Source organism: Pseudomonas sp. TZ252, assembly GCF_056110345.1.
In genome coordinates this window covers 518,535-543,059 of sequence record NZ_CM148566.1, presented here as the reverse complement: position 1 = coordinate 543,059, position 24,525 = coordinate 518,535, and the positions used below count along the sequence as shown (strand labels likewise).

Genomic DNA, 24,525 nt, shown 5'->3' with positions numbered 1-24,525 from the left:
AAGTGTTAGAGGTTGATTCAGGCGGCGAAAGCCATCTTGGTAACTAAGTTACTGATTTGATTGAAAAAATCGCTTGACGGATAAAATCCACAATCTATAATGCGCCCCCACGACGCACTCATAGCTCAGCTGGATAGAGTACTCGGCTACGAACCGAGCGGTCGGAGGTTCGAATCCTCCTGAGTGCGCCATATTTCGAAGGGTTCCTCTCGTCAGGGGCTCGGCGAGCGAAGGATCGACAGTTGCGGTCTTTCACGGTAAAACAAGCGTTACCGGCAGGTGGCCGGAAAAAGCACCGACACGCACTCATAGCTCAGCTGGATAGAGTACTCGGCTACGAACCGAGCGGTCGGAGGTTCGAATCCTCCTGAGTGCGCCATACCGAAAGGGCCTGCAGCAATGCAGGCCCTTTTTCTTTGCCCGGGATTTTTCTTCCGCCGGAACGCGGCCCCGTCGTCAGGCGGGGCGGGAAGGGGTCAGACCAGCACCGAGTACCAGAACACCCGGCCGATCACGTTGATGTGCTCGGCGGCTTCCTGGGGCTCGTAGCGCTCGTCCGGATGCTCGTCACTGTTGAAGCTGCGAATGCGCAGGCCGCCGCCTGGAAGGCGGTAAAGCAGTTTCACGCGCAGTTGGCCGTCGTGGTCGAAGGCGTACATGTCGCCGTCCTTGATCGTCCGCGCGCTAGTGTCCACGCCTACCGTGCTGCCGTCCGGCAGCACCGGCTCCATGCTGTTGCCGCTGACCGTGACGCAGGCTGCACTGGCCGGATCGATGTTCTTCTTGCGCAGGGTGTACTTGCCGAAGCGCAGCTTGCGCCCGCCGGTCTGCAGGATCACCGTGCTGCCCTTGCCGCCGGACAGCTCGATCTCCTTGTAGAAGGGCAGTTCGATCTCGTCGGCATCCAGGGGCGTTTCGTCGTCCCATGACTCTACTGCGCCAAGCCAACTGGCATTGGGGCCTGCATTCGCCTGGCCGCGCTCGGCGAGCATCTCGCCGCGACCTTCCGCCAGCCACAGGGGGTTGACGCCGCAGGCGCCGGCGATCTGCGCGACGAAGCTGGTGGCGCGGGACTTGCCGCGCTCCAGATCGGAAATGGAGGTCTGGGTCATGCCTACCGCCTGGGCAAGCTGGACCTGGCTGAGATGGGCGTGCTTGCGCGCCGCCTTGATGCGATCTTTGAGTTCCATAGGGGGCAAGACTAAGGGTGTGCCTGTGGCATTGCAAGCCTCCGTATATGGGTATTACCATAATTTCAGCGCTTTCCTACTCGCCTCGGGTAGGACGGCGGCCCAACACAGCCACTGCGGGTGGCTAATGCGAGCGGCCAGCCAGGTGGGCCGGCCAAGGAGGGAATACCATGTTTCAAAGTACCGAGCAGGCGCTGGCCGTGGCCTACTGGATGTTCGAGCACCAGCCGGGACCGAAGTCGTCGACGGCGATGGTGATCGATGGCCTGCGCGAGCGCTTCGATCGCAGCTTCATCGAACACCTGCCCAGCGGTTTGAGTCCGCACGAATGGCAGGCCCAGGCGGTGATGACCGTGCGTTTCGCCCAGCGCCAGCTGGCTGCGCACCCACTGGAGCTGGCGGTGGTGCGGGCCGAGTTCGCCCGCGGGCGGGATTTCGTCCTTGGCCTGGCGGCTTTGCGCGACTGGCTGAAGCCCGGGGCCGACCTGATCGAGCAGCGGGCAACCCTGGCCTTGCTGATGCGCATGTTCCGTCGTCCGCCGTCGAGCATCCGCGAGATCGAGCGACTCAGCGGGCTGTCGAAGAGCACCCTGCATCGCTGGGACAAGGAATGGCGCGAGCGGGTCGTCGCTTTGCTGCGCCAGGCCTTGCAGCGGCTGGAGGAGCCGATGGCGGAGGTGGGGATCGTGGGCGAGCGCTAAAAAAATTTCTGTATGAAAACGGGTTTTCCCATATTGACGCTATGGGACGATAAAGGTATAAATTCTCCACGATTGAAATTCCTCTGGCCGAAGCCCGCCGATGCGGGCTTCGGCCGTTCCGGGCCCGCCTTTTCGGCGGGCCTTTGCATTTCCGGGAGTCATCCATGTCCGAGCCAAGCTCTGCGGCCTCCGCCGCCAGCGCAATGGCTGGCGTCGGCCTGGCCATGTACCTGCCGGGTATCGATGGCAACGCCTTGCTGGGAGGCTTCGGCGGCGCCATCTTCTTTGTCGTGTTCGCCCGTGACTACAACGCCCTGACCCGCCTCGGCTACCTGCTGGTGTCCTGGGTCGGCGGCTATTACGCCGGAATCGAGGCGCTCGGCCGCGGATTGACCCAGACCAGCGGCATGGCCGCCTTCGTCGCCGCGACCCTCTGCGTGACCGGCGGCATCGGCATGCTCGAGTGGATGCGTGGCGGCGAACTGCCCAGCTGGATGCGCGGGCTGTTGCGCCGCCGGGGAGGCAAGTCCGATGGTTGATCCGCTGTCCACCCTGACCGTGCTGGTCTGCTCGGCGATCTGCATGCGCCTGATCACCTATCGCCGCGCCGGCGCGCGTTTCCGCCCCGGCGTTTCCCTGTGCGCCTACCTGCTGGCGTTGTGCACCGGCTGCCAGGCGCTGGGAATAGTGGCCGGGTTGTATCGTGCCGAGCACCTCTCGCCGTGGATGCTCGGGGTACTGCTGGTGCTGCTGGTCCTGCTGTTGCAGGCGCGCGGCAACCTGGCGCGGGTCCTGCGCCTGCATTGAACGAACGTACTTCGCTCCGGCCTGGCCGGCGGTTGTATCCGCCGCGTCGGTGCCTGTCCGTCATCCATCCATCCTGAAAAAGGAGTTCGACATGTCCAGTGCAACCGTGCGCCTGGATCACGCCGCCCTGCGCGAAACGTTGCGGCAGTTGTTCGGCCTGCCCGCCGGCAGCGTCATCGATGCCGATCAACTGCTGGCCCCGCCGGCCATCCCCTTCATGACCTTGCGCCTGGAGTCCTCGAGCCTGCTTGGCAAGGTGCGGCGGGAGTTTTCCGCCAGTGGCGAGCAGGAGTCCCTGCTGGCCAGTTGCGAGAGCATCTTTCGCCTGACCTGGCATGGTCCCGAGGCGCACCAGTACCTGCAGGATGCCCGCTGCCTGCTGCAGTCAGGCAATGCCGGCGAGCGCCTGCGCGTGCTGAAGGCCAGCCTGCTGCGCCTGACGCCCATCGAAAACCTGTCCGTCGTGCAGGATGGCCAGGCGCTGGGACAGGCTCGTTTCGACCTTGTTCTCGCTCACGAACACGTGCTGCTCGTCGACCTCGAGCGCACCGCTTCCGGGCAGGCCTCCGGGGGGACGGGTGGAACGGCTTACTAGAGGTCGTTGCGATGCATCGTAGCGATGCCATCCATACATAGAGGAGAGATCCATGGTCATGTTGATCAGTCGTCGCGTCGGCATCGTTCGCCTGGATGCGGTGATTTCCGAAAACCTCGCGCAGGCTGCCGGGAGTGTCGTCGAGACGGGGCAAGAGGCTGCCGTCAGCGCGCGCGGCGACAAGCTCATCACCATCGTCGGCAGCATTGTCGACCATGCGCCCGCTGGCGAGCCGTTGCCCTCCTTGCTGCCGATGGAGGGAGGCAGCCGCGCGTTGAACGAGTGCCGTGTGCGCAAGGGCATCGCTGCCTTGACTTCACTGCAAGGCGCTTCCGAAACGGTGGACGTGCAAACGGGATTCCACCTGTATCGCGGTCTGTTCATCACGCGCGTTGTTGCCCGGCGAACCGCAGAAAGAGGATTGAGCCTGACCATAACCGCCAGCCAGAGGCGTGCACGGCGGGCAGGCGGTAGGTTGCTGAAGACTGTCGTCCGTCTTTTCCATGCAGGCAGGGCGACACCCTGCCCGGCACGCTAAGGGCGATGCCGGTCCTGCTTTCATCGGTATGAGGACGGCCCGGCCTTAGCTCCCGGGATCGACTCGCTCCACCCGGTACCTTCTCTTTCCCTTCACACATCCCTCCTGATCGAAGCTCACGCTTCTCGCTCCCCGTCGCTTGTCGGCCTTGTACTGATAACGCACCTCCGCATTGTTCCCGCTGACCCGGTCCGGCTTGCCCAGCGCCCGCTCCACATCGGAGCGGGTCATTCCCGCCATTATCCGCTGCTCCACGATCGCCTTGCGGCGTTCCTTCTCGTCCAGGCGTCTGCCGCAGCGATCTTCTCTTTCTCCGATCACCGCGAGCGGCACGCTTTTCCGGCCGATGGACGCCTTTTTCGTCTTCGTCTCGGCCCTCGGCGTGACGCTCCTGCCTCCCGGCGGCGGGTTGTCCGCCACGACGGTCTCGCCGGCCTGCCCGGCGGGGCAACCGAGTTGGGTGAAGCTGACATGGCCGCTGGCGTCTTCGCAGCGGAATACCGCAGCGGCCTCGCAGGTGGATGCCAGCGAGAGGAGGAGAAGGAGGGACAGGGAACGCATGGGCGGCACTCCGGGTCGGATAAGGGTGAGTGCAGGCTAACGCGTTGCCTTTTTCCGCGGGGCCGAGTGTCCTGAGTGAAATTTCCGGCGTCGCAGTCAGGCGTCGAGTGACGATGAACTTTGTGCCGCAAGCGCTTGTTCTTGCCGCCATTTTGTAACGCGCAAAACGCAAGCGGAGTGTTATCATTATCCGTATCTGCCCCGAGAGGGCCCTTGGAACACCCCCATGGACTTACCCAGTAGAAACTCGAACAGTTTCCCGTTTGACCAATCACGTTTCTGATTGACCCCTTTGGCGTGCTCCGCTACTGGGGGTGGAGCGCGCTATGACCGAAGTAGAAGCCAAGAAGCCGCAGGAAAGCCTGCAGGACCGCCTAGCGCAGGTGGTCGAGCTGCTGCATCGCCACAAGGTGGTGGAAGACCTGACCCATCGTCAGGAAGGCCAGCACCATGACCGGGTGGAAAACCTCGTCCACCGGCAGAATCTCGTAGAACTCCAGCGCAAGCTGGAGGAACTGCACCCCGCCGACATCGCCCACATCCTCGAATCGCTGCCGCTGGACGACCGCCTGACGGTCTGGCAACTGGTCAAGTCCGAGGACGACGGCGACATCCTCCTCGAAGTCTCCGACGCGGTCCGGGAAACCCTGATCGCGGACATGGACGACCACGAGATCATCGCCGCGACCAAGGACCTGGACGCCGACGAACTCGCCGACCTGGCACCGGAACTGCCGCGCGACGTGGTCCATGAACTGATGGAAAGCCTCGACGCGCAGCAGCGCGAGCGAGTGCGTTCGGCGCTGTCCTACGAGGAGGACCAGGTCGGCGCGCTGATGGACTTCGAGATGGTCACCATCCGCGAGGACGTCAGCCTGGAAGTGGTGCTGCGCTACCTGCGCCGCCTGAAGGAACTGCCCGGGCATACCGACAAACTGTTCGTGGTCGACTACGACGGCGTGCTCAAGGGCGTGCTGCCGATCAAGCGCCTGCTGGTCAACGATCCGGACAAGCAAGTGCTGGAAGTGATGGCCACTGACCCGGTGACCTTCCACCCGGACGAGGACGGCTACGACGCCGCCCAGGCATTCGAGCGTTACGACCTGATTTCCGCGCCGGTGGTGGACAAGGGCGGCAAGCTGATCGGTCGTCTGACCATCGACGAGATGGTCGACCTGATCCGTGAGGAAAGCGAAAGCGAAGTCCTCAACATGGCCGGTCTGCGTGAAGAAGAAGACATCTTCGCCTCGGTCTGGAAGTCGGTGCGCAACCGCTGGGCCTGGCTGGCCACCAACCTGATCACCGCCTTCGTCGCCTCGCGGGTGATCGGTCTGTTCGAAGGCTCCATCGAGAAACTGGTGGCGCTGGCCGCGCTGATGCCGATCGTTGCCGGCATCGGTGGCAATTCCGGCAACCAGACCATCACCATGATCGTCCGCGCCATCGCGCTCGACCAGGTACAGCCGACCAGCAACAGTCGCAACCGCCTGCTGCGCAAGGAGCTTGGCGTCGCGCTGGTTAACGGCCTGGCGTGGGGCGGAGTGATCGGCGTGGTGGCCTTCTATCTTTACGGCAACTGGGAACTGGGCGTGGTGATGACCGCCGCGATGACCCTGAACCTGCTGCTGGCGGCGATGATGGGAGTGCTGATCCCGATGACCCTGCATCGTTTCGGACGCGATCCGGCGATGGGCTCCAGCGTGATGATCACTGCGATGACCGACAGCGGCGGTTTCTTCATCTTCCTCGGCCTGGCGACGATCTTCCTGATGTAGCCGGAGCGCCACGCGAGAAGCCGCCCACGGGCGGCTTTTTTCATGGCGGTCAGATCAGCGGGGAAACCTTCGGTGGCGACCAGGACAGCACGCTCAGGCAGCGATCGCCGCCATTGACGAAATACTCGTCGACGGCCTTGGTCTCGCGGGCGACGAAGCCCTCGCGACGGCATTCCTGGTCCAGCCAGCCGCCTTGCTCGACCCGGTACAGCCAACCCTCGGATGCCGCGCAGGCTGGCCAGAATTCCAGCAGGTCGGCAGCGTCGAGCTGGCGCAGGCCTTCGACTTCGACGAACTCGACGCGCCAGGTGCGCTGGTTGGCGAGGTCGCGGACGAGGATGGTGAGGCCGGCGCGATCCTGGCGGCACTCCAGGAACCAGGGGGCGACGCAGGGCGGCGCCTGGAGCAGAACCGCCAGCAGCGGCTCCGCTCGTTCAGCCACGGACGCGCAGGGTCAGGCCCTTGAGGAAGTTGCGCAGCAACTGGTCGCCGCAGGTCCGGTAGTTGCTGTGGCCGGGCTTGCGAAACAGGGCGCTCAGCTCGGGTTTGGAGACCGGGAAGTCGACGCTGGCGAGGATGGCATGGAGGTCTTCCTCCTTGAGTTCGAAGGCGACCCGCAGCTTCTTCAGGATCATGTTGTTGCTCAACGGCAGCTCCAGCGGCGGTAGCGGACGCGACTCGTCGCGTCCGCGGCGCTGGATGATCAGTCCGTCCAGGCAGCGCGCCAGGTAGCGGTCGGGGCAGGCCTGGAAGCCGTCTTCGTCTTCCTTCTTCAGGTAAGCCTCGAGCAGGTCCGCTTCGACTTGCTCGCCGAACGGGGCGGCCAGTTCGGCCAGATGTGCATCGGGAAGATCCAGCAGGTAGCGCAGGCTGCGTAGTACGTCGTTGTTGAGCATCGTGCTCTCCGGAACGGTTGGCGATGAAAAAGCCCCGCGGGGCGGGGCTCTTCAGGGGGGCTCAGACCAGCTCGGCCCAGAGGTCGTACTCGTCGGCATCGGTGATGCGCACGCGGACCTTGTCGCCCGGTTTCAGCTCGTCGCTGTCGACGAACACGTTGCCGTCGATTTCCGGAGCGTCGGCCCAGGAGCGGCCGACCGCGCCCTGTTCGTCGACTTCGTCGATCAGCACTTCGATTTCCTTGCCCACCTTGAGCTGCAGGCGAGCGGCGGAAATCGCCTGCTGGTGGGCCATGAAGCGTTCCCAGCGGTCCTGCTTGACCTCGTCCGGCACCGGCTCCAGGCCCAGCTCGTTGGCCGGAGCGCCTTCGACGGGGGAGTACTGGAAGCAGCCGACGCGGTCGAGCTGGGCTTCCGTCAGCCAGTCGAGCAGGTACTGGAAGTCTTCTTCGGTTTCGCCCGGGAAGCCGACGATGAAGGTCGAGCGGATGGTCAGTTCCGGGCAGATCTCGCGCCACTGCTTGATCCGGGCCAGGGTCTTGTCCTCGAAGGCCGGGCGCTTCATGGCCTTGAGCACCTTCGGGCTGGCGTGCTGGAAGGGGATGTCGAGGTACGGCAGGAGCTTGCCGGCGGCCATCAGCGGGATCACGTCGTCGACGTTGGGGTACGGGTAGACGTAGTGCAGGCGAACCCACACGCCCATGCTGCTCAGCGCCTCGCAGAGTTCCTTCATGCGGGTCTTGACCGGCTGGCCGTTCCAGAAGTCGGTCTTGTACTTCAGGTCCACGCCGTAGGCGCTGGTGTCCTGGGAAATCACCAGGAGTTCCTTGACCCCGGCCTTGACCAGGCGCTCGGCCTCGCTCAGCACGTCGCCGACCGGCCGGCTGACCAGCTTGCCGCGCATGGACGGGATGATGCAGAAGCTGCAGCTGTGGTTGCAGCCTTCGGAAATCTTCAGGTAGGCGTAGTGGCGCGGGGTCAGCTTGACGCCTTGCGGCGGGACCAGGTCGACCAGCGGGTTGTGTTCGGTCTTCGGCGGCACCACTTCGTGCACCGCGGTAACCACCTGCTCGTACTGTTGCGGGCCGGTGACCGCCAGGACGCTGGGATGGACGTCGCGGATCGCGTGCTCTTCCACGCCCATGCAGCCGGTGACGATGACCTTGCCGTTCTCGGCGATGGCTTCGCCGATCACTTCCAGGGACTCGGCCTTGGCGCTGTCGATGAAACCGCAGGTGTTGACCACCACGACGTCGGCGTCTTCGTAGGTCGGAACGACCTCATAGCCTTCCATGCGCAGCTGGGTGAGGATGCGCTCGGAGTCGACCAGCGCCTTGGGGCATCCAAGACTGACGAAGCCGACTTTGGGAGTGGGGGTGGACATGGCTAACCTCGGTAGGCGGGCGCGCTTGCTGGCGCCTCTGATCAAAAAGTGCGCAATTCTAGCGGCAGCGCCGCGGCTTTTCCAGTCTCCCGTGCAGCTCTTTTCCGGCCCTGGAAAAACTCACCGCGGGCGCTCGGCAATCGGCTCCCCGGCCTTCTATAGTCATAGCAGTCCGTGGCCTCGGCGCTTGCATCGCGGACGGCATGGGCGCAGCATTTGCCGAATTTTTCCGGGGGAAAGCGTTTCATGAGTGATGCAGCGACGCGTGCCGAGGAGACGTCGGAGGGGCATTCCAGCTCTGCCATCGGCCTGATGGTCGGGGCGGTTGGAGTCTGCTATGGGGATATCGGCACCAGTCCCTTGTATACCCTGAAAGAGGTCTTCATCGGCGGCTACGGGGTGCAGGCCAACCACGATGGCGTCCTTGGCGTGCTCTCGCTGATCTTCTGGTCGCTGGTCTGGGTCGTTTCCATCAAGTACGTGATCTTCGTCCTGCGTGCCGACAACCAGGGCGAGGGCGGGGTGATGGCGCTGTCGGCCCTGGCGCGCCGGGCGGCGGCGCCGTTCGGCAGGCTGCAGACCTTCGTGGTGGTTGCCGGCCTGATCGGCGCGGCGCTGTTCTACGGCGACAGCATGATCACCCCGGCGATCTCGGTACTGTCGGCGGTAGAAGGGCTGGAGATCGCCTTCGACGGCCTGGAGCACTGGACGGTACCGCTGGCGCTTATCGTGCTGATCGGCCTGTTCCTGATCCAGAAGCACGGCACCGCGCGGATCGGCATCCTGTTCGGCCCGGTCATGGTGCTCTGGTTCGGCGCCCTGGCGGCGCTGGGCGTCTACGGGGTGATCCAGCAGCCGGAAGTGCTGCAGGCGATGAACCCTGTATGGGCCGTGCGTTTCTTCAGCTCGCATCCCGGCATCGGTGTCGCCATCCTCGGCGCCACCGTACTGGCGCTGACCGGCGCCGAGGCGCTGTACGCCGACATGGGCCACTTCGGTCGCAAGCCGATCGCCCGTGCCTGGTTCCTGCTGGTGCTGCCGGCGCTGGTGCTGAACTACTTCGGCCAGGGCGCGACCATCCTTTCCAACGCCGAGGCGGCGCGCAACCCCTTCTACCTGCTGGCGCCGGGCTGGGCGCTGCTGCCGATGGTGGCGCTGTCCACCCTGGCCACGGTGATCGCCTCCCAGGCGGTGATCTCCGGCGCCTTCTCCCTGACCCGCCAGGCCATCCAGCTCGGCTACGTGCCGCGGATGACCATCCAGCACACTTCCAGCCACGAGCAGGGGCAGATCTACATCGGCGGGGTGAATTGGGCGCTGATGGTCGGCGTGGTCCTGCTGGTGCTCGGCTTCGAGTCCTCGGCGTCGCTGGCGGCTGCCTACGGCGTGGCGGTGACCGGAACCATGCTGATCACCACCCTGCTGATGGGCGTGGTGATCTGGCGCCTGTGGAAATGGCCGCTGTGGCTGGGCGTCCCGTTCTTCTGCGTGATGCTCGCGGTGGACAGCCTGTTCTTCGCCGCCAACCTGCCCAAGGTGATCCAGGGCGGCGCCTTCCCGGTCATCGCGGGTATCGTCATCTTCATCCTGATGTCCACCTGGAAGCGTGGCCGCCAACTGCTGGTGGAGCGTCTCGACGAGGGCTCGCTGCCGCTCTCGGTGTTCATTTCCAGCATGCGCGTGCAGCCGCCGCACCGGGTCCAGGGGACCGCGGTGTTCCTTACCGCGCGTACCGACGCGGTGCCTCACGCGCTGCTGCACAACCTGTTGCACAACCAGGTGCTGCACGAGCAGGTGGTGCTGCTCACCGTGGTCAACGAAGACAGCCCACGGGTTTCGCCGGATCGCCGTTTCGAGGTCGAGGCCTATGGCGACGGGTTCTTCCGGGTGATCCTGCACTTCGGCTTCATGGAAGAGCCAGACATCCCGGCTGCCTTGCGCCTGTGCCATCTCAACGAACTGGACTTCAGCCCGATGCGCACCACCTACTTCCTCAGCCGGGAGACGGTGATTCCATCCAAGCGCATCGGCATGGCGCGCTGGCGCGAGGGGTTGTTCGCCTTCCTGCTGAAGAACGCCAACGGCAACCTGCGCTATTTCAACCTGCCGCTCAACCGGGTGATCGAGTTGGGAACCCAGGTCGAGATCTGATCCGCTCCGCTGCAAAAAAGCGCGCCCGATTGGGCGCGTTTTTTTGCGCGTTTCTCAGCGCCGTTGCGGCAGCATCCGTACCAGGGTGTTGTCGCGGCTGACGAAGTGATGGAAGAGCGCCGCGGCGGCGTGCAGGCCGATCAGGAAATAACCGGCGTTGCCGATGGTTTCGTGCCATTCCTTGATTTGCCCGGCGAGGTCGGGGTTCTTGTCGACCAGCGGCGGTAGCTCCAGGCCGAAGAACGGTATCGGCTTGCCGGCGGCGCTGAGGATCAGCCAGCCGGCGAAGGGCAGGCCGATCATCATCAGGTAGAGGGCGTAGTGCATCAGCCTGGCCAGCGTCGCCTGCCAGGCGGGGATGGCGGGCTCTATGCGCGGGGTAGGGGTGGCCAGGCGCACCAGCAGGCGCAACCAGACCAGCAGGAAAACGCTCAGGCCAAGCATGAAGTGCCATTGCTTGAGCAGTTCGCGGGTTTCGCTGCCCTTGGGGAAATTGCCCTTCAGTTCGATACAGGCGTAGACCCCGGCGATCAGCAGCAGGGTCAGCCAGTGCAGGACAATGGTCAGGCTCCCATAACGGGATTCGGTGTTTTTCCAGCTCATCACGGTTCCTTCTCTTCGGCTCTCGGGAGCCCGCTCTGCGGCGGGTCGGCCGGTATTCTCGGCGGCTCCGCTGAAGCCAGCCTGAATGCCCCCGGCAGGCTCAGTCTAGCTGGCGCCGGCCGGGGACAAGAAGGGCGGAGCGGGGAGAGCTTGATCGCGATCAGGCGTCGGGAGCGTTCTCGCGGTCGCGGATGGCCTGGAGCATCTTCTTCGCCAGGGACAGGTAGTCCTCGTCGAAGTGGTGGCCGCCCGGCAGTTCGAGCTTCTCGCCGACGGCCTGGGATTGGGTACAGCCGCTTTCGTCCTTTTCTTCGGCGCCATAGATGCAGAACACCTTGGCTGCCGGCAACCTGGCCATTTCCGGGCCGGTGGCGGCTTCCTCGCCGGCCTTGCCCAGCCAGCCTTCCACTTCGATCTCGAAGCTGCCGGTCCGCGCCAGCGCCAGCAGCAGCATGGCTTTCACTTGCTGCTGGTCCTTTCCGGGCAGGCGGTTGTAGATCGCCGGCAGGATGTCAGCGCCGAACGAGTAGCCGGCCAGGACGAAACGTTTCGCGCCCCACTTCTCGCGGTAGTGTTGCATCAGCTTGGAGAGGTCGGCGGCGCTCTGTTCCGGGCTCTTGTGTTGCCAGTAGTAGCGCAGGGTGTCGATGCCGACCACCGGGTAGCCCATGCTGGCCATATGCTCGGCAGAGTCCTTGTCCAGGTCGCGCCAGCCGCCGTCGCCGGAGTAGAACAGGGTGACGATGTCCGAGGGTTGCGCCGCGGGGACCTCGAGTACCGGCAGGGCCTCGGCGTTGCCTTGCAGTTGCAGGCGCAACTGATGGGCGAGCACGTCGGACAGCGGGGTGTCGTAGTCGCTGATGCTGGTTTCCGCGCTCGACTGCTTGCGGACGAAGACTGCGGTGTCGTCGTCCGGGTTGTCGTTCCAGGCCAGCAGCCACTGGCCGTGCGACGCCTGGTGCGGCAGCGGGGCGTCGCAGTCGCGCTCGGCCAGGGCAATGTCGAAGCCGACCGAGAGCGCCTTGGCCTTGTCGTCGTCCTGGCTGGCGAGCCAGCGCCAGGCGGTGGTCGAGCCTGGGCCGATGCCGGCGACCAGGTTCGGCTTGCCGCCGAGGCGGGCAATGACCGCTTCGAGCCGGGACTGCTGCGCCCTGCAATCGCCGTTTTCCGGAGGGAAGTACTGGATCACCCGGGCGGCGCTGTCGTGAGCCAGGTTCAGCATCTGGGCGTCGTTCAGTTGCTGTTCGGGGGCGGCGATCACCACCACCCGCGAGCGCGGCTTCTCGCCGGGTTCGGCAAGGGTGGCGTGGCCGCCGTCGTCGAGGTCCAGGGCTTCCAGTTTCGCCTGGGCCGCCGGTCGGCTCCAGAGCAGCAGGGCGGCACCAACGATCAGCACCAGGGCGGCGACCAGAAAACGGCGCCAGTGACGTTTCACGACAGACATATCAGCGTTTCACCAATCCAGTCAGGCCGCCGGCGATCAGCGCGGCGGTATCGGCCAGGGCCACCAGCGGGTCGAGCCCGGCTGGCACGGCCAGGTAGCGGGGTTCCCAGTCGGGCTGGAACTTGTCCTTGAAGCGTCGCAGCCCCTGGAAATTGTAGAACTGTTCGCCCCGCCGGAAGACCAGCGCGCCCAGGCGCTGGGTCAACGGCGCGCCGCGCCTTGGCTGGAGCCCGGCCAGCGGCACCATGCCGAGGCTGAAGCGCGCGTGGCCCTGGGCCTTGTAGTGGAGGATGAGGCCGAGCATGAGGAACTCCATGGTCAGCTTCGGCGCGTCCGGGTGCACGCGCATCAGGTCGAGGCTCGCCAGTTCGCGGCTGTCGGTTTCCAGCAGGTTGGCGAAGGCCACCGGCTTGCCCTGGTGGCGGACGATGGCGATGCGGAAGAAGTTCAGGTACGCCGGGGTGAAGCGGCCCAGGGAGAAGCCTTTCTCGCGCACCTGCTTGCCGCCCAGCCAGGCGTCCGATATCGCCTTCAGCTCGTCCAGCGGAGCCTGGCCCGGTTCATGGAACTCCAGGGCCAGGCCGTCGCGCTGGCCGCGGTTCCAGGTGTAGCGCAGGTCTTTCATTTCCTTGCCCTTGTTCTCCAGGTCGAAGCGCAGCAGGTCGACTCGCGCTTCTTCGCCGAGCTTGAGGGCGGTCAGGCCAATGTCCATGTAGAACGGCAGGTTCTCGGCACGCACCTGGTAGAACACCGGGCGGGCATGGTGCAGGTCGCAGAGGTCGCGGAATTGCCAGATCAGTTCGGCGCGCTGCATGGCCGGGCCGATCGGGTCGTACAGGGCTATCATGCTGCGACCGCGGCGGGCGTACATGAGGAAAGCGTCGTCGCTCTCATGGAAGAGCAGGGCCTTGTCGCCGGTCAGGGCCAGGCCGCCATCCGGCTGGTCCGAGTGGCGGATGATCCGCGCCGCGCGCTGCAGCTCTTCCGCGTTCGGCTCGCGGATCGCCGGCGGTGCCGCGCGCAGCAGCCAGCCAAGGGCCAGGGCCAGGAGCAGCAGGCAACTGCCGAGGGCGGCGCGCAGGGCGCGCGGGGCGTCGGCGTCCAGGGCGAACTGCCACCAGAGCTGGTTGCTGTAATGCACGTCCTGGTTGGCGAACAGCAGCAGCCAGACCGAGGCGCCGACCACGCAGATGCTGGCGCCTACGTAAAGCGGCGAGAAGGGTACTTCCATCAGCCGGCTGGGACGGTAGAAGGAGCGGCGGAACATGGCGAGCAGCGCGGCGGTCAGGCTCAGCAGGCTGGCTTCTTCCCAGTCGAAGCCTTTCAGCAGCGAAAGCAGGGCGCCCACCAGCAACAGCACCAGGGTCAGGGCCCAGGCGGCCGACAGCCGTCGGCGCAAACCCTGCGCGAGCAGGAGGCAGAGCACGCCGATCAGGCTGGCGACCAGGTGCGAGGCATCGATCAGGCGATGTGGAATGAGGAAACCGAGGTGTTCCAGGCGGGTGTCGATCGCCGGTGTGGCGCCGGAAAACAGCAGCACGACACCGGAGAGGAAGACCAGGATCGCCAGGATCGGTGCGGCGAAACCCGAGGCGACGCGGATCGCCTGGCGCGTCACCCACAACCGGCGCGCTTCGAGGAACAGCAACAAAAGGCAGGCCAGCAGCAGTGGCAGTACCACATAAATCAAGCGGTACAAGAGCAGGGCCGCGGCCAGCGGCGCGGCGCCCAGTTGGCCGGCGAACGCGGCCAGCAGCACCGCCTCGAACACCCCGACTCCGCCCGGTACGTGGCTGAGCACGCCGGCGGCCAGGGCGAGCAGGTAGACCAGCAGGAACGCCGCGAAGGGTGGGGTTTCCGGCAGCAACAGATAAAGGACGGTAGCGGCGGCGGCGACGTCGAGGGCGGTGATCAGCAGTTGCAGCAGCGATAGGCGCAGGCCTGGCAGGCGCAGGCTGCGGCGGCCGAGGCGGACCAGCAGGCTGTCGGGGGACGGCCGTTCTCCCGGCAGACGGTGCCGGGCCAGGAACGCCACCAGGCCGACAGCCAGCGACAGGACGGCGATCGCGATGACGGCGACCAGGGCGCGGGGCAGGTGCAGCGCCGACGCCGCATCGTCGAGGTCGCAGAGTGCGGCGAGTGCCGCCAGCACCGGCAGTGCGCAGCCCAGGGAAAGGCTGGCAAATAGCGTCATCCGGGCTATTTCGGCAGCGCCGATGCCATGCCGGGAATACAGTCGGTAGCGTACGGAGCCGCCGGAAAGCAGCGACAGGCCTACCGCATTGCCGATGGCGAAGGCGCTGAAGCCGCCGGTGGCCAGGCTGCGCATGGGCAGCGTGACGCCAGCGAAGCGGCTGGCCGACCACTCGTAGCCGAGCAGGATGACGAAGCCGAGGGCGGTCGCGCCCAGGGCGCCGAGCAGCGCCGGCCTGGGCACGTCGGCGATGGCATCGTGGAGGGCGCCGGGATCGATCTCCCGTAGCAGGTGGTAGCAGGCCACCAGCGCCAGGCCGAACAGCAGCAAGGTGAAGACCAGGCCGATGGGCTGGCGGTAGGCGGTAATCCGATCGATCAGCCGGATGCGTTGTGGGGACGCGGGAGAGCTGGGTGGAGCGGGATGTTCTGGAACGGGAGCGTCGGTGCGCATCAGCCACCTCATGGGAATTTGCGCGACAGAGTATGGCCTCTCGGGCGAGTTCCCAAGTGGTCGCAGCAGATTTTTTCTGTGCGGGGCGGCGTCCTGTCACAGGGAGAAGACCGTCGGGTTTTGCAGGAGTTGCGTCGGCGAAGTGGCCGAAGGCCATTTGCTGGTATTCGTTCAGCGATGGTTCAGCTTGCCGTGGGCATAGTGGCGGCTTGCACTGTCCGACCATTTCCGAGGGGGGAAGGGTGACGATGATCCAGGCGGGCATTCATGTCGGCGCCGGAGTCGTGCTGGGCGTGGCCGCTGGATGGTGGCTGGGGGATTGGGAACAGTCGTTGCAGGTCAAGGACTCGGTGGCGCGGGTCGATTGCCTGTTGTACGGCGCCCTGCTGGTGGTGTTGCTCCGCCACGACGGTTGGTTGCGCCGCCTGGGCCTGCTGGGCCTGGGGCTGTTCTGCGGTTCCCTGCTGGTCTATTCGGTGAATCCGGCCAGCCTGTTCGCTGCGAAAGAGTCCTGGAGCCTTGCGCGGATCTCCATGCGGGCCTTCGGTCCGCTGGTGATGCTGGTCGTGGGGATGGCCTGCGCGCGCCTGGCACACGAGTTGCGCTGACGCAGGCGTTGCGCTCACGCCGGAGTCAGGTGACGCGATTCCTCGCGGTATTCCTTCAACCAGCGCAGCACTTCCACGGCCTCCCAGCGAGAGGGGTCGTACAACGCATAGATCTCGCCCTGGTAGCCGACCACATCGAGCGGCCGGTGGAAGCCGGCGCGCTGGAACAGCGCCTCGATCTCGGCGAAGCAGGTGTTGAAGTGCACGCGGGTGAACGGCGTCTTGCCGTCGGTGACCAGGCCGTCCATCTGCAGTTCGTCCACTGCCTGGCGGATGTCGTCGAGTTCCATCCGGTTCACGCTGCGCTTCAATTGTTCGACGTTCAGCATCTGTCTGTCCTTTCCGTATCCGTTACCGAGCATTCATCGAAGGCTGAGCTGGCTGTACGAATATACAGTTAAATGTGCGATGATGCGAGCGAACGGAGGGCGAGGCGATGCAGTGGAGCAGGAGGGGCGGAATGCAAAAAGCCCCGGCGCTATCGCTAGTGCCGGGGCTTTTCGAATGTGGTTGCGGGAGCTGGATTTGAACCAACGACCTTCGGGTTATGAGCCCGACGAGCTACCAGACTGCTCCATCCCGCGTCTGTGTGGGCGCATTCTACGGACTCTCGTCGGGCTGTCAATCGATTTTTCGAAAAAAGTGTTTTTTCTTCAAATGCTTAGCGCTTGCCCAATGTTAGAATTCAGCGCTCCGGGGCAGGCCCGGCGGGGCTTGTAGCGAGATTCCGGTGCGGAAAATCATCCATATAGACTGCGACTGTTTCTACGCCGCCCTCGAGATGCGCGACGACCCCAGCCTGCGCGGCAAGGCGCTGGCGGTTGGCGGTTCGCCGGACAAGCGCGGAGTGGTCGCCACTTGCAGCTACGAGGCGCGAGCCTATGGCGTGCGCTCGGCGATGGCCATGCGCACGGCGCTCAAGCTGTGTCCCGATCTGCTGGTGGTGCGCCCGCGTTTCGATGTCTACCGGGCGGTGTCGAAGCAGATCCATGCGATCTTCCGCGATTATACCGATCTGATCGAGCCGCTTTCGCTGGACGAGGCCTACCTGGACGTCAGCGCTTCGCCGCATTTCGCCGGTAGCGCCACGCGGATCGCCCAGGACATCCGCCGCCGGGTGGCCGAGGAGCTGCACATCACCGTTTCGGCGGGCGTCGCGCCGAACAAGTTCCTGGCCAAGATCGCCAGCGACTGGCGCAAGCCGGACGGGCTGTTCGTGATTACCCCGGAGCAGGTCGACGGGTTCGTCGCCGAGTTGCCGGTGGCCAAGTTGCATGGCGTCGGCAAGGTCACGGCGGAGCGCCTGGCGCGGATGGGCATCCGCACCTGCGCCGACCTGCGCCAGGGCAGCAAGCTGAGCCTGGTGCGCGAGTTCGGCAGCTTCGGCGAACGCCTGTGGGGACTGGCCCATGGTATCGACGAGCGACCGGTGGAAGTCGACAGCCGGCGCCAGTCGGTGAGCGTCGAATGTACCTTCGATCGCGACCTGCCGGACCTGGCGGCTTGCCTGGAGGAACTGCCGACCCTGCTCGGGGAGCTGGACGGACGCCTGCAACGCCTGGATGGCAGTTATCGGCCGGACAAGCCGTTCGTGAAACTGAAGTTTCACGATTTCACCCAGACCACGGTGGAACAGTCCGGCGCCGGGCGCGACCTGGAGAGCTACCGGCAATTGCTCGGCCAGGCCTTTGCCCGTGGCAATCGTCCGGTGCGCCTGATAGGCGTCGGCGTGCGCCTGCTCGACCTGCAGGGCGCCCACGAACAACTCAGGTTGTTCTGATGCTCCTCATGGCCTCAACGAAGTCGCGAGGTTCCGCGGCGACGGCTCTTCCCCTACCGGCAAGGCGCTGAAGCGGCCGAGATCCTGCAGCAGTTCCAGGCGTGCTGCACGGAGTGGGCCGCGTATGGCTTCCTGTTGTTCCACGTCGAGCGGGCGGTCGTCGCCATCGCTCACCGGACCGTGGTGACGGTCCGCGCCACGCAGTGGGAAGCTCACCTTGAAGCCTTCGCCCAGGTAGGCGATGCGCGTGGTATCGGCGCTCACCGCATAGTCGCGATGGTAGTCCGCTGCGAGCAGGTCCTGTCCCAGCGAGTAGTCGCGGGGCGGATTGCGTACGCCCAGCAGCGGCAGGAGCGTTGCGGGCAGGTCGATGTGGCTGGTGATGCCGCGGACGGCACGGGGCGCCTGTCCGGGAATGCTCAGCACGGCGACGGTGCCGGTCTGGTAGCGATTGAACTCGGTATTGTGGCCCCAGCGCGAGCGTTCCATGAACTCTTCCCCATGGTCGCCGAGCACCACTACCGCGGTGTTTTCCAGCAGGTGCTGGTTTTCCAGGTGCTGCAGCAGGCGGCCGATCTGTGTATCGACTTCGCGCACGGCATTCAGGTAGCGGTTCTTGATCAGCGGCATCTGCGCCTGGAAATCGGTGGTCAGGTAGTTGAAGTTGACCAGATAGGGGCGGATTTTCGCGGTCTCGTCGCGGAAGCTGTAGTTGGCGTGGCTCGACTCGAGGAACAGGCAGGCGAAGAACGGCCGGTCGGGTAGTCGGCGATCGACGAAGCGCAGCAGGTCGTCGGTGTTCCGGGCGTCGCGCTGCCAGGCAGGCTCCGGGCTATCCAGCACGTGCAGGTCCTGGGGGCGCAGGTTGACGAACACGCTGCGGTCGAAGGGCGGATAGCTGAAACGTTGCGCGGCATTGATCCGGAACTGGTAGTTCTGCTGCCTGAGTACCTCCATGAGCACCGGCGGCTGGCCGGCCTTCAGCACGGCGTCCCAGTAGCCGCCGTGCAGCCCGTAGAACATGCCGAAGACGCCCATCTGGGTCAGGTTGCCGCTGCTGTAGTGGTTGTCCAGGCGGATCGCCCGGTTGGAGAAGTCCCACAGCCTGGGCATGTAGCGCGGATCGAGCATGTCCCCGCGGAGCGACTCGGCGACGATCCAGACGATGTTCAATGGGTGCGCCGGGGCGCTGATCTCCAGCGGCCGGAGCGGATAGTGCAGGTCGCTCTGCTGCTGGAGCAGCTCGCGCTGGGTGGGCGTCGGCTGGATGCCCAGGCTTCGCGCCAGGCTGCGGACGGTCAATGGCAGGTAACGCGGATAGCGTTCGCTGGCCAGCAGGATCGGCCGGTAGTCGCGCAGGGAGCTGAACGCATAGGCCAGGCGTTCGCCCAGGGCCAGGCAGAGGAAGGCCGCCAACAGGTAGCGCCAGGCGCGCCGAGGGAGCGCGGGAAGGCGTTCGCGGCTGACCTGGCAGGCGCTGTACAGCAGCACCTGCAGACAGAGCAGGGCCAGGGCCGCCAGGCTTGCGCTGAGCAGGGTGCCGTCGCCGCTGCCGAGGCTGGAGAGGCCGCCGGGCGAGACCAGCAGGCCGATGCTGAAACCGTTGAGGTGGAATCCGTACAGGTCGTAGAGGGTGCGGTCGGCGTAGAGCAGTATCTGTACCGCCGCGCTGCCGACGATGGCCAGCACGCCTGCCAGCCACGGACTGAGGCGCACGGGAAGGCGATCATGGAAATGCAGGAGCAGTCGGCAGGCGAGGTACACCGGGACTATATAAAGGAAGGCGTAGCTCAGGCTGGCAGCGACGCTCCAGAGCGGCAGCCAGGCGTCGTCGAAGACGATCCCGTCCTGCAGGCGCAGCACCTGCCAGAGCACCACCAGCCACGACAACAGAAAGAAGCGGTTGAGTGTCTCGGTGCTGGGTGGGGCGAACATCAAGCGTCTCCGGGCGAGGATGCGGAAGCCTAGGGACGTGGTGGTCAAGCGGGAATGAAATGGATGTCAAAAAAATGTAAACGGGCGGCGCCGGGTAGCGCCGCTTCAGGCTTCAGTCGTGCTCGGGGACCAGGCGCAGCGGCTTGCCTTCGGCCGGCCACAGGCGCAGCTCGTCGGACGGCGAAATGTCCCAGTGCTGGACGCTCTGCAGCAGGGCCAGGAAGCGCCGTTCCTGCTCCATGATCTCCGCCGCGCACAGGCGGCGGGTGCTGCCGATGGCGCCGAACTGAAGGAGGTCGTCCTGCAAGGTGTAGCTGGCGAACCAGTGGTTGCAGCCGCCGTTGCCGAAGGCACGGCCCTGGCCGTCGAAGGTCAGGCTGATGTGGCTGTAGTCCATCGTCGGTTGTGCGCCGACCCAGTCGACCTGGTAGGCCTGCTCGGTTTCCAGGGTGGTCTCCTGGCTGGCGCAACCGCCCAGTACCAGGGCGGTGGAGGCGAAGAGGGCGAGAGAGGGTTTCATGGCGTTTCCTTTGCGCATTTCGTACGGGCGATAGTTCACAGACCGTCGGTCGGACGGAGCGTTCGCCCTACTGGCATTTCGGGCACAGGTGCTTGCCTTCGCGGCTGCGCCAGCCCAGTTCGTGAATGCGCTCTTCGGCGGCCGGCGCCAGGGCCTTGCGACCGAGACTGGCGTCCACGGCGAACTCGAAGTCGAGACGAGCCTGGCACTGGTCGCAGTCGACCTGCCAGGTATGGATCGCCAGTTCGCGGAATGCCGGGCCGCGGGCGACAGCCAGCCACTGGCCGGGCGGGTTGATCAGGTGGCGGACCTTTTCCACGGTCAGGCGCATGCTCAGGGTCTTGCTGCCCTTGAGGCTGACCAGCAGCACGTCGTCGGCCTTGATCGAGCCGCCGGTGCCGGTGACCTGGTAGCGCCCCGGGGAGAGCGCGCGGCATTCGTTGAGGGTGTATTGCGGGTTGAGCAGGGTGTAACGGAAATCGTGTTCAGCCATGGAGCCTCCAATCAGCCGCGCATGCTACCACGCCATCAGGCCCGGACCCGATTGCGCGGCGTCCCGTCCTGCCAGGCGGCGATGTTGTCCAGGGTGGTGTCGGCGATCGCCGCCAGCGCCTCGCGGGTAAGGAAGGCCTGGTGGGCAGTCACCACCACGTTGGGGAAGCTCAGCAGGCGTGCCAGCACGTCATCCTGCAGGGGCTGGTCGGAGCGATCCTCGAAAAAGATATCCGCTTCCTCTTCATAGACATCGAGGCCGAGGTAGCCCAGTTGTCCGCTCTTCAGCGCCTCGATCAGCGCCGCGGCGTTCACCAGGGCGCCACGGCCGGTATTGATCAGCATCGCGCCGGGTTTCATCGTCGCCAGGCGCTGCGCGTCGATGAGGTGGCGGGTGTCGGCGGTCAGCGGGCAATGCAGGCTGACGATGTCGGACTCGGCGAGCAGGGCGTCGAGCGCCAGGTAGCGGCCGCCGAGTGCTTGGATGCGCGGATTGGGATAGGGATCGTAGGCCAGCAGCTCGCAGCCGAAGCCGGCCATGATGCGGGCGAAGGTCTCGCCGATCTGTCCGGTGCCGATCACTCCGACGCGTTTGCCGTGGAGGTCGAAGCCGGTCAGCCCATGCAGCGAGAAATCGCCCTCGCGGGTCCGGTTGTAGGCGCGGTGCAGGCGCCGGTTGAGCGTCAGGATCAGGCCGACCGCGTGCTCGGCGACAGCGTGCGGCGAATAGGCCGGGACGTGCACCACCGGCAGGCCGAGCGCTTCGGCGGCGGCCAGGTCGACGTGGTTGTAGCCGGCCGAGCGCAGGGCGACCAGGCGCGTGCCGCCGGCCGCCAGGCGTTCCAGCACCGGCCGCGAGAGGTCGTCGTTGACGAAGGCGCAGACTACTTCGAAGCCCTGGGCGAGGACCGCCGTGTCCGCCTGCAGGTGGGCCTGCTGGAAGTGCAGTTCGAAGCCGTGCCGGTGGTTGCTGGCCTGGAAGCTCTCGCTGTCGTAGGCCTGGCTGCTGAAGAACAGGATGCGCATGGTCAGAGTTCGCTGGAGTCGAGGCTGGTGGAGGACAGGTGGGTGGTGGCCGAGGCAGTGTCGGCCAGGGCCTCGATGGCCTTGTCCAGCTCGTCCAGGGCCGCGGCCGCCGCCGGATCGTTCTGCTTGAGCAGGGTTTCGCTGGTCTGGCAGGCCGCGCGCAACTGCGGCACGCCACAGTAGCGAGTGGCGCCATGCAGCCGGTGGACCCTCTCGAGCAAAGCGGTGCGGTCGTCGTTGTCGCGGGCCTGGCGAATCGCCTGGCGGTCCGCCGCCAGCGAGGCCAGCAGCATCGCCAGCATGTCGGCGGCGAGGTCGGCCTTGCCGGCGGCCAGGCGCAGCCCTTCCTCGGGGTCGAGCACGCTCAACTGGCCGAGCTGCGGCGCACGGCTCATGCTGGCCAGCGACTGGCCCAGGCTCAGTCCGGTCCACTTCAGCACTACCTGGGCCAATTGCTGCTCGTCGATCGGCTTGGTCAGGTAGTCGTCCATGCCGGCCTGCAGCAATGCGCGCTTCTCGTTGGAAAGCGCATGTGCGGTGAGCGCGATCACCGGCACCGGGCTGACTTCCCGCTCGGCCTCCCAGCGGCGGATCGCCTCGGTGGCCTGGCGGCCGTCCATGCCGGGCATCTGCACGTCCATGAAGACCAGGTCGAAGCGCTCGCGCTGCACTACCTCGAGGGCCGCGTAGCCGCTGTCCACCGCGGTGACCTGGGCGCCGAGGTCGCTGAGCAGGGTCTGCACCAGCAGCAGGTTGGCCGGGTTGTCGTCGACGCATAGCAGCCGTGGCGGCCGTCCGGAAACCATGGCGTGGGGCTTGTCGCTGCGCGTCGGGCGGACTTGAAGCAACTCCTGCAGCTTGCGTTGCAGCTTGCGGGTGCAGGCGGGCTTGGCCTCGACCTGTTCGTCGGGCAGGGTCGCGTGGTATTGCGCCTGCTCGGTGGTCGGGCAGAGCACCAGGGTCTTGCAGCCGAGCCGTTCGAATTCCCAGAACGACTGGCTCAGCTCTTCCGGCGGATGGATCGCGGCCGAGACGCCGAGCACCGCCAGGCTGATCGGCAACTGGCCGGGCGGCGGGTTGCGCAGGCTTTCCTGGAGGCTGTCGAGGTCGGCGAATTCGCTCACTTCCAGGCCGAAGTCGGTGAGCTGGTGGTGCAGCGAGCGGCGCGTCAGTTCCTGCGGTTCGAGCAGCGCCACGCGTTGGCCCGCGGCCCAGGAGGCGCCCGGCTCCTCGTTGTCGTCGCGACTTTTCGGCAGACTCAGGCTGATCCAGAACTCGGCGCCTTCCCCAGGCGTACTGTCGACGCCGATCTCGCCGCCCATCTGCTCGATCAGGCGCTTGGAGATCACCAGGCCCAGGCCGGTGCCACCGGCTTGCCGCGACAGTGAGTTGTCGGCCTGGCTGAAGGCCTTGAACAAGGCTTGCTGGTCTTCCTCGGAGAGGCCTATACCGGTGTCCTGGACGCTGATCCGCAGCTGCGCGCGGTCGTCGCTTTCGTCCTCGAGCATGGCGCGTACGGCGACGGTGCCGCCCTGGGTGAACTTGATGGCGTTGCCGACCAGGTTGGTGAGGATCTGCTTCAGCCGCTGCGGGTCGCCCTGCAATTGGATCGGGGTATCCCGGTAGACCAGGCTGACCAGTTCCAGTTGCTTCTCGTGGGCGGCCGGAGCCAGCATGGTCAGGGCGTCCTGGATCAGGTCGCGGAGATTGAAAGGGAGGTTTTCCAGAACCAGCTTGCCGGCCTCGATCTTCGAGAAATCGAGAATCTCGTTGATGATCCCCAGCAGGCTTTCCGCCGATTTCTGGATGGTCGTGAGGTAGTCCTGCTGGCGCGGGCTGAGCTCGCTCTTCTGCAGCAGGTTGGTGAAACCGAGGATGCCGTTGAGCGGGGTGCGGATCTCGTGGCTCATGTTGGCGAGGAACTCGGACTTGATCCTGCTCGCCTCCAGGGCCTCCTTGCGCGCCAGGTCCAGCTCGATGTTCTGGATCTCGATGGTTTCCAGGTTCTGCCGTACGTCCTCGGTGGCCTGGTCGATGTTGTGCTGCATTTCCTCCTGGGCGCTCTGCAGCGTTTCCGCCATGCGGTTGATGCCGGAGGCCAGTTCGTCCAGCTCGTTGCTGCCCATCGGTGGCAGGCGGGTTTCCATGCGGCCTTCCTTGAGCTGGGCGACGCCCTGGCTGATCAGTTCCAGCGGCGCGTTGATCGCGCGGCTCATGCGCAGGGCGAGGAGGGCGGTGACGCCGAGGCCGGCGGCGATCAGCAAGAGGCTGGTGAACAGGCTGCGATATCCGCGCAGCAGAGTCCCGTGGTGCGACAGTTCCAGTTCGACCCAGCCGAGTACGCGCTCGTCGTCAGGCTCGGTGGCGCCGGACAGGCTGTGGTGGCGGCCAAGAACCGGTAGCAGGAAGTGCGTGGTGTCCAGTTCGGTGGACATGCTCAGATGGCTGGCGTCGCCGGCCGGGGCGACGGTGAGCATGCTTGGCCCGGCATGGGCGAGGCGTTCCTGGCGGGCGTCGAGGAAGGTCACCGCGCGCACGTCCGGTTGGTCCAGCGCCTCGTTGGCGATGCGGTTGAGCACGGCGGTATCCTTTCGCGCCAGCGCGGTGGCGGCCAGCGGCGCCAGTTGTTCGGCGATCAGTTGCCCGCGCTCGATCAACTGGGCGCGCATGTCGGACAGCTGGACCCAGGTGAAGTAACCGCCAAGCACCATCGCCAGCAGGCTGGTGGGGAGCAGGGTGAGCAGCAGTACGCGCCCCTTGATGCCGAGATCCTTGAACACACGTCTCTCCGTCGAGCCAGATCGGGATGGCCGACGCTCCCCGGCCATACGTTTACCCCGCGCAGTTTAGCGGGTCGCGGAAGGGGAATCTG

Annotated in this window: 23 protein-coding genes and 3 tRNA genes; 11 read left to right on the top strand and 15 right to left on the bottom strand. The window is 65.6% G+C overall.

What is annotated here, in order from left to right; translation table 11 throughout:
• Positions 1-114: 114 nt before the first annotated feature.
• Both ACYAF3_RS02620 and ACYAF3_RS02615 read left to right on the top strand, forming a co-directional pair.
• Positions 115-191, top strand: a tRNA-Arg gene (locus tag ACYAF3_RS02620).
• Positions 192-302: 111 nt separating this feature from the next.
• Positions 303-379, top strand: a tRNA-Arg gene (locus tag ACYAF3_RS02615).
• Positions 380-476: 97 nt separating this feature from the next.
• Here ACYAF3_RS02615 and alpR read toward each other — a convergent pair.
• Complete coding sequence (alpR, locus tag ACYAF3_RS02610; RefSeq protein WP_003085982.1) at positions 477-1,190, bottom strand: transcriptional regulator AlpR; 714 nt, start codon at positions 1,188-1,190, stop codon at positions 477-479.
• Positions 1,191-1,360: 170 nt separating this feature from the next.
• Here alpR and ACYAF3_RS02605 point away from each other — a divergent pair, with 170 nt between their 5' ends.
• The 5 genes from ACYAF3_RS02605 (at position 1,361) to ACYAF3_RS02585 (ending at position 3,831) form a co-directional block, all read left to right on the top strand.
• The gene (locus tag ACYAF3_RS02605; protein WP_003159664.1) at positions 1,361-1,891 is read left to right on the top strand and encodes a hypothetical protein; all 531 of its coding nucleotides are present in this window, start codon (positions 1,361-1,363) and stop codon (positions 1,889-1,891) included.
• Between the two features lie 164 nt (positions 1,892-2,055).
• Complete coding sequence (locus ACYAF3_RS02600; protein WP_003104765.1) at positions 2,056-2,430, top strand: phage holin family protein; 375 nt, start codon at positions 2,056-2,058, stop codon at positions 2,428-2,430.
• Positions 2,423-2,698: a phage holin family protein gene (locus ACYAF3_RS02595; protein WP_003085989.1), complete on the top strand. Its 276-nt coding sequence runs from the start codon at positions 2,423-2,425 to the stop codon at positions 2,696-2,698. The genes ACYAF3_RS02600 and ACYAF3_RS02595 overlap by 8 nt, the downstream gene beginning before the upstream one ends.
• 91 nt (positions 2,699-2,789) lie before the next feature.
• On the top strand, positions 2,790-3,293 hold the full coding sequence (locus tag ACYAF3_RS02590) for a phage neck terminator protein (RefSeq protein WP_003145589.1): 504 nt from the start codon (positions 2,790-2,792) through the stop codon (positions 3,291-3,293).
• A 52-nt stretch (positions 3,294-3,345) separates the two neighbouring features.
• Positions 3,346-3,831, top strand: a complete 486-nt coding sequence (locus ACYAF3_RS02585) for a hypothetical protein (protein WP_031755612.1) — start codon at positions 3,346-3,348, stop codon at positions 3,829-3,831.
• Positions 3,832-3,876: 45 nt separating this feature from the next.
• Here ACYAF3_RS02585 and ACYAF3_RS02580 read toward each other — a convergent pair whose 3' ends face one another.
• On the bottom strand, positions 3,877-4,392 hold the full coding sequence (locus ACYAF3_RS02580) for a DUF4124 domain-containing protein (RefSeq protein ID WP_031755610.1): 516 nt from the start codon (positions 4,390-4,392) through the stop codon (positions 3,877-3,879).
• A 326-nt stretch (positions 4,393-4,718) separates the two neighbouring features.
• Between ACYAF3_RS02580 and mgtE the strand changes: the two genes are divergently transcribed.
• Positions 4,719-6,167: a magnesium transporter gene (mgtE, locus tag ACYAF3_RS02575; RefSeq protein WP_003085996.1), complete on the top strand. Its 1,449-nt coding sequence runs from the start codon at positions 4,719-4,721 to the stop codon at positions 6,165-6,167.
• A gap of 49 nt (positions 6,168-6,216) precedes the next feature.
• On the opposite strand, the gene ACYAF3_RS02570 is transcribed toward mgtE, so the two are convergent.
• From ACYAF3_RS02570 to rimO, 3 genes are all read right to left on the bottom strand, one after another.
• Entirely contained in the window at positions 6,217-6,609 is a 393-nt protein-coding gene (locus ACYAF3_RS02570) for a hypothetical protein (protein WP_031755608.1), read from the bottom strand.
• Positions 6,602-7,063, bottom strand: coding sequence for a YehS family protein (locus tag ACYAF3_RS02565; RefSeq protein WP_003085999.1), 462 nt, complete (start codon positions 7,061-7,063; stop codon positions 6,602-6,604). The genes ACYAF3_RS02570 and ACYAF3_RS02565 overlap by 8 nt, the downstream gene beginning before the upstream one ends.
• A 61-nt stretch (positions 7,064-7,124) precedes the next feature.
• Positions 7,125-8,447, bottom strand: coding sequence for a 30S ribosomal protein S12 methylthiotransferase RimO (rimO, locus tag ACYAF3_RS02560; protein WP_003086001.1), 1,323 nt, complete (start codon positions 8,445-8,447; stop codon positions 7,125-7,127).
• A gap of 246 nt (positions 8,448-8,693) precedes the next feature.
• On the opposite strand from rimO, the gene ACYAF3_RS02555 reads away from it, so the two are divergent.
• A complete protein-coding gene (locus tag ACYAF3_RS02555) occupies positions 8,694-10,598 on the top strand; it encodes a potassium transporter Kup (protein WP_003104754.1) in 1,905 nt (634 codons plus the stop codon).
• 54 nt (positions 10,599-10,652) lie between these two features.
• Here the strand turns inward: ACYAF3_RS02555 and ACYAF3_RS02550 are convergent, their stop codons facing one another.
• From ACYAF3_RS02550 to mprF, 3 genes are all read right to left on the bottom strand, one after another.
• Entirely contained in the window at positions 10,653-11,201 is a 549-nt protein-coding gene (locus ACYAF3_RS02550) for a cytochrome b (protein ID WP_003454537.1), read from the bottom strand.
• Positions 11,202-11,361: 160 nt separating this feature from the next.
• Positions 11,362-12,645: a virulence factor family protein gene (locus ACYAF3_RS02545; RefSeq protein ID WP_003112596.1), complete on the bottom strand. Its 1,284-nt coding sequence runs from the start codon at positions 12,643-12,645 to the stop codon at positions 11,362-11,364.
• 1 nt (position 12,646) lies between these two features.
• A complete protein-coding gene (gene mprF / locus ACYAF3_RS02540; protein ID WP_003104749.1) occupies positions 12,647-15,292 on the bottom strand; it encodes a bifunctional lysylphosphatidylglycerol flippase/synthetase MprF in 2,646 nt (881 codons plus the stop codon).
• Between the two features lie 248 nt (positions 15,293-15,540).
• Here mprF and ACYAF3_RS02535 point away from each other — a divergent pair, with 248 nt between their 5' ends.
• Entirely contained in the window at positions 15,541-15,900 is a 360-nt protein-coding gene (locus ACYAF3_RS02535) for a PA0921 family PhoP regulated protein (RefSeq protein WP_003104747.1), read from the top strand.
• Between the two features lie 14 nt (positions 15,901-15,914).
• Here the strand turns inward: ACYAF3_RS02535 and ACYAF3_RS02530 are convergent, their stop codons facing one another.
• Together ACYAF3_RS02530 and ACYAF3_RS02525 are read right to left on the bottom strand one after the other, a co-directional pair.
• A complete protein-coding gene (locus ACYAF3_RS02530; protein ID WP_003086015.1) occupies positions 15,915-16,229 on the bottom strand; it encodes a hypothetical protein in 315 nt (104 codons plus the stop codon).
• A 178-nt stretch (positions 16,230-16,407) separates the two neighbouring features.
• Positions 16,408-16,484: transfer RNA gene (locus ACYAF3_RS02525), tRNA-Met, on the bottom strand.
• 146 nt (positions 16,485-16,630) lie between these two features.
• Between ACYAF3_RS02525 and dinB the strand changes: the two genes are divergently transcribed.
• On the top strand, positions 16,631-17,680 hold the full coding sequence (dinB, locus tag ACYAF3_RS02520) for a DNA polymerase IV (protein ID WP_003109930.1): 1,050 nt from the start codon (positions 16,631-16,633) through the stop codon (positions 17,678-17,680).
• Positions 17,681-17,686: 6 nt separating this feature from the next.
• Here the strand turns inward: dinB and ACYAF3_RS02515 are convergent, their stop codons facing one another.
• The 5 genes from ACYAF3_RS02515 to gacS all read right to left on the bottom strand — a co-directional run bounded on the left by ACYAF3_RS02515 (position 17,687) and on the right by gacS (position 24,433).
• Complete coding sequence (locus ACYAF3_RS02515; RefSeq protein ID WP_474727349.1) at positions 17,687-19,615, bottom strand: sulfatase-like hydrolase/transferase; 1,929 nt, start codon at positions 19,613-19,615, stop codon at positions 17,687-17,689.
• A gap of 112 nt (positions 19,616-19,727) precedes the next feature.
• A complete protein-coding gene (locus tag ACYAF3_RS02510) occupies positions 19,728-20,135 on the bottom strand; it encodes an META domain-containing protein (RefSeq protein ID WP_003086021.1) in 408 nt (135 codons plus the stop codon).
• A 67-nt stretch (positions 20,136-20,202) separates the two neighbouring features.
• On the bottom strand, positions 20,203-20,628 hold the full coding sequence (locus ACYAF3_RS02505) for a hypothetical protein (RefSeq protein ID WP_003112592.1): 426 nt from the start codon (positions 20,626-20,628) through the stop codon (positions 20,203-20,205).
• Between the two features lie 35 nt (positions 20,629-20,663).
• Complete coding sequence (locus tag ACYAF3_RS02500; protein ID WP_003112591.1) at positions 20,664-21,653, bottom strand: 2-hydroxyacid dehydrogenase; 990 nt, start codon at positions 21,651-21,653, stop codon at positions 20,664-20,666.
• Positions 21,654-21,655: 2 nt separating this feature from the next.
• Entirely contained in the window at positions 21,656-24,433 is a 2,778-nt protein-coding gene (gene gacS / locus ACYAF3_RS02495; protein ID WP_003102426.1) for a two-component system sensor histidine kinase GacS, read from the bottom strand.
• Positions 24,434-24,525: the final 92 nt, after the last annotated feature.

Bases quoted from the DNA above. Each gene is read 5' to 3' on its own strand.
- ACYAF3_RS02505 (WP_003112592.1), bottom strand. From the start codon at position 20,628: ATGGCTGAACACGATTTCCGTTACACCCTGCTCAACCCGCAATACACC.
- ACYAF3_RS02585 (WP_031755612.1), top strand. From the start codon at position 3,346: ATGGTCATGTTGATCAGTCGTCGCGTCGGCATCGTTCGCCTGGATGCG.
- ACYAF3_RS02510 (WP_003086021.1), bottom strand. From the start codon at position 20,135: ATGAAACCCTCTCTCGCCCTCTTCGCCTCCACCGCCCTGGTACTGGGC.
- ACYAF3_RS02605 (WP_003159664.1), top strand. From the start codon at position 1,361: ATGTTTCAAAGTACCGAGCAGGCGCTGGCCGTGGCCTACTGGATGTTC.
- ACYAF3_RS02550 (WP_003454537.1), bottom strand. From the start codon at position 11,201: ATGAGCTGGAAAAACACCGAATCCCGTTATGGGAGCCTGACCATTGTC.
- mgtE (WP_003085996.1), top strand. From the start codon at position 4,719: ATGACCGAAGTAGAAGCCAAGAAGCCGCAGGAAAGCCTGCAGGACCGC.
- rimO (WP_003086001.1), bottom strand. From the start codon at position 8,447: ATGTCCACCCCCACTCCCAAAGTCGGCTTCGTCAGTCTTGGATGCCCC.
- ACYAF3_RS02530 (WP_003086015.1), bottom strand. From the start codon at position 16,229: ATGCTGAACGTCGAACAATTGAAGCGCAGCGTGAACCGGATGGAACTC.
- mprF (WP_003104749.1), bottom strand. From the start codon at position 15,292: ATGCGCACCGACGCTCCCGTTCCAGAACATCCCGCTCCACCCAGCTCT.
- ACYAF3_RS02565 (WP_003085999.1), bottom strand. From the start codon at position 7,063: ATGCTCAACAACGACGTACTACGCAGCCTGCGCTACCTGCTGGATCTT.
- ACYAF3_RS02595 (WP_003085989.1), top strand. From the start codon at position 2,423: ATGGTTGATCCGCTGTCCACCCTGACCGTGCTGGTCTGCTCGGCGATC.
- ACYAF3_RS02600 (WP_003104765.1), top strand. From the start codon at position 2,056: ATGTCCGAGCCAAGCTCTGCGGCCTCCGCCGCCAGCGCAATGGCTGGC.
- ACYAF3_RS02515 (WP_474727349.1), bottom strand. From the start codon at position 19,615: ATGTTCGCCCCACCCAGCACCGAGACACTCAACCGCTTCTTTCTGTTG.
- ACYAF3_RS02500 (WP_003112591.1), bottom strand. From the start codon at position 21,653: ATGCGCATCCTGTTCTTCAGCAGCCAGGCCTACGACAGCGAGAGCTTC.
- alpR (WP_003085982.1), bottom strand. From the start codon at position 1,190: ATGGAACTCAAAGATCGCATCAAGGCGGCGCGCAAGCACGCCCATCTC.
- ACYAF3_RS02535 (WP_003104747.1), top strand. From the start codon at position 15,541: ATGATCCAGGCGGGCATTCATGTCGGCGCCGGAGTCGTGCTGGGCGTG.
- ACYAF3_RS02580 (WP_031755610.1), bottom strand. From the start codon at position 4,392: ATGCGTTCCCTGTCCCTCCTTCTCCTCCTCTCGCTGGCATCCACCTGC.
- ACYAF3_RS02590 (WP_003145589.1), top strand. From the start codon at position 2,790: ATGTCCAGTGCAACCGTGCGCCTGGATCACGCCGCCCTGCGCGAAACG.
- ACYAF3_RS02555 (WP_003104754.1), top strand. From the start codon at position 8,694: ATGAGTGATGCAGCGACGCGTGCCGAGGAGACGTCGGAGGGGCATTCC.
- ACYAF3_RS02545 (WP_003112596.1), bottom strand. From the start codon at position 12,645: ATGTCTGTCGTGAAACGTCACTGGCGCCGTTTTCTGGTCGCCGCCCTG.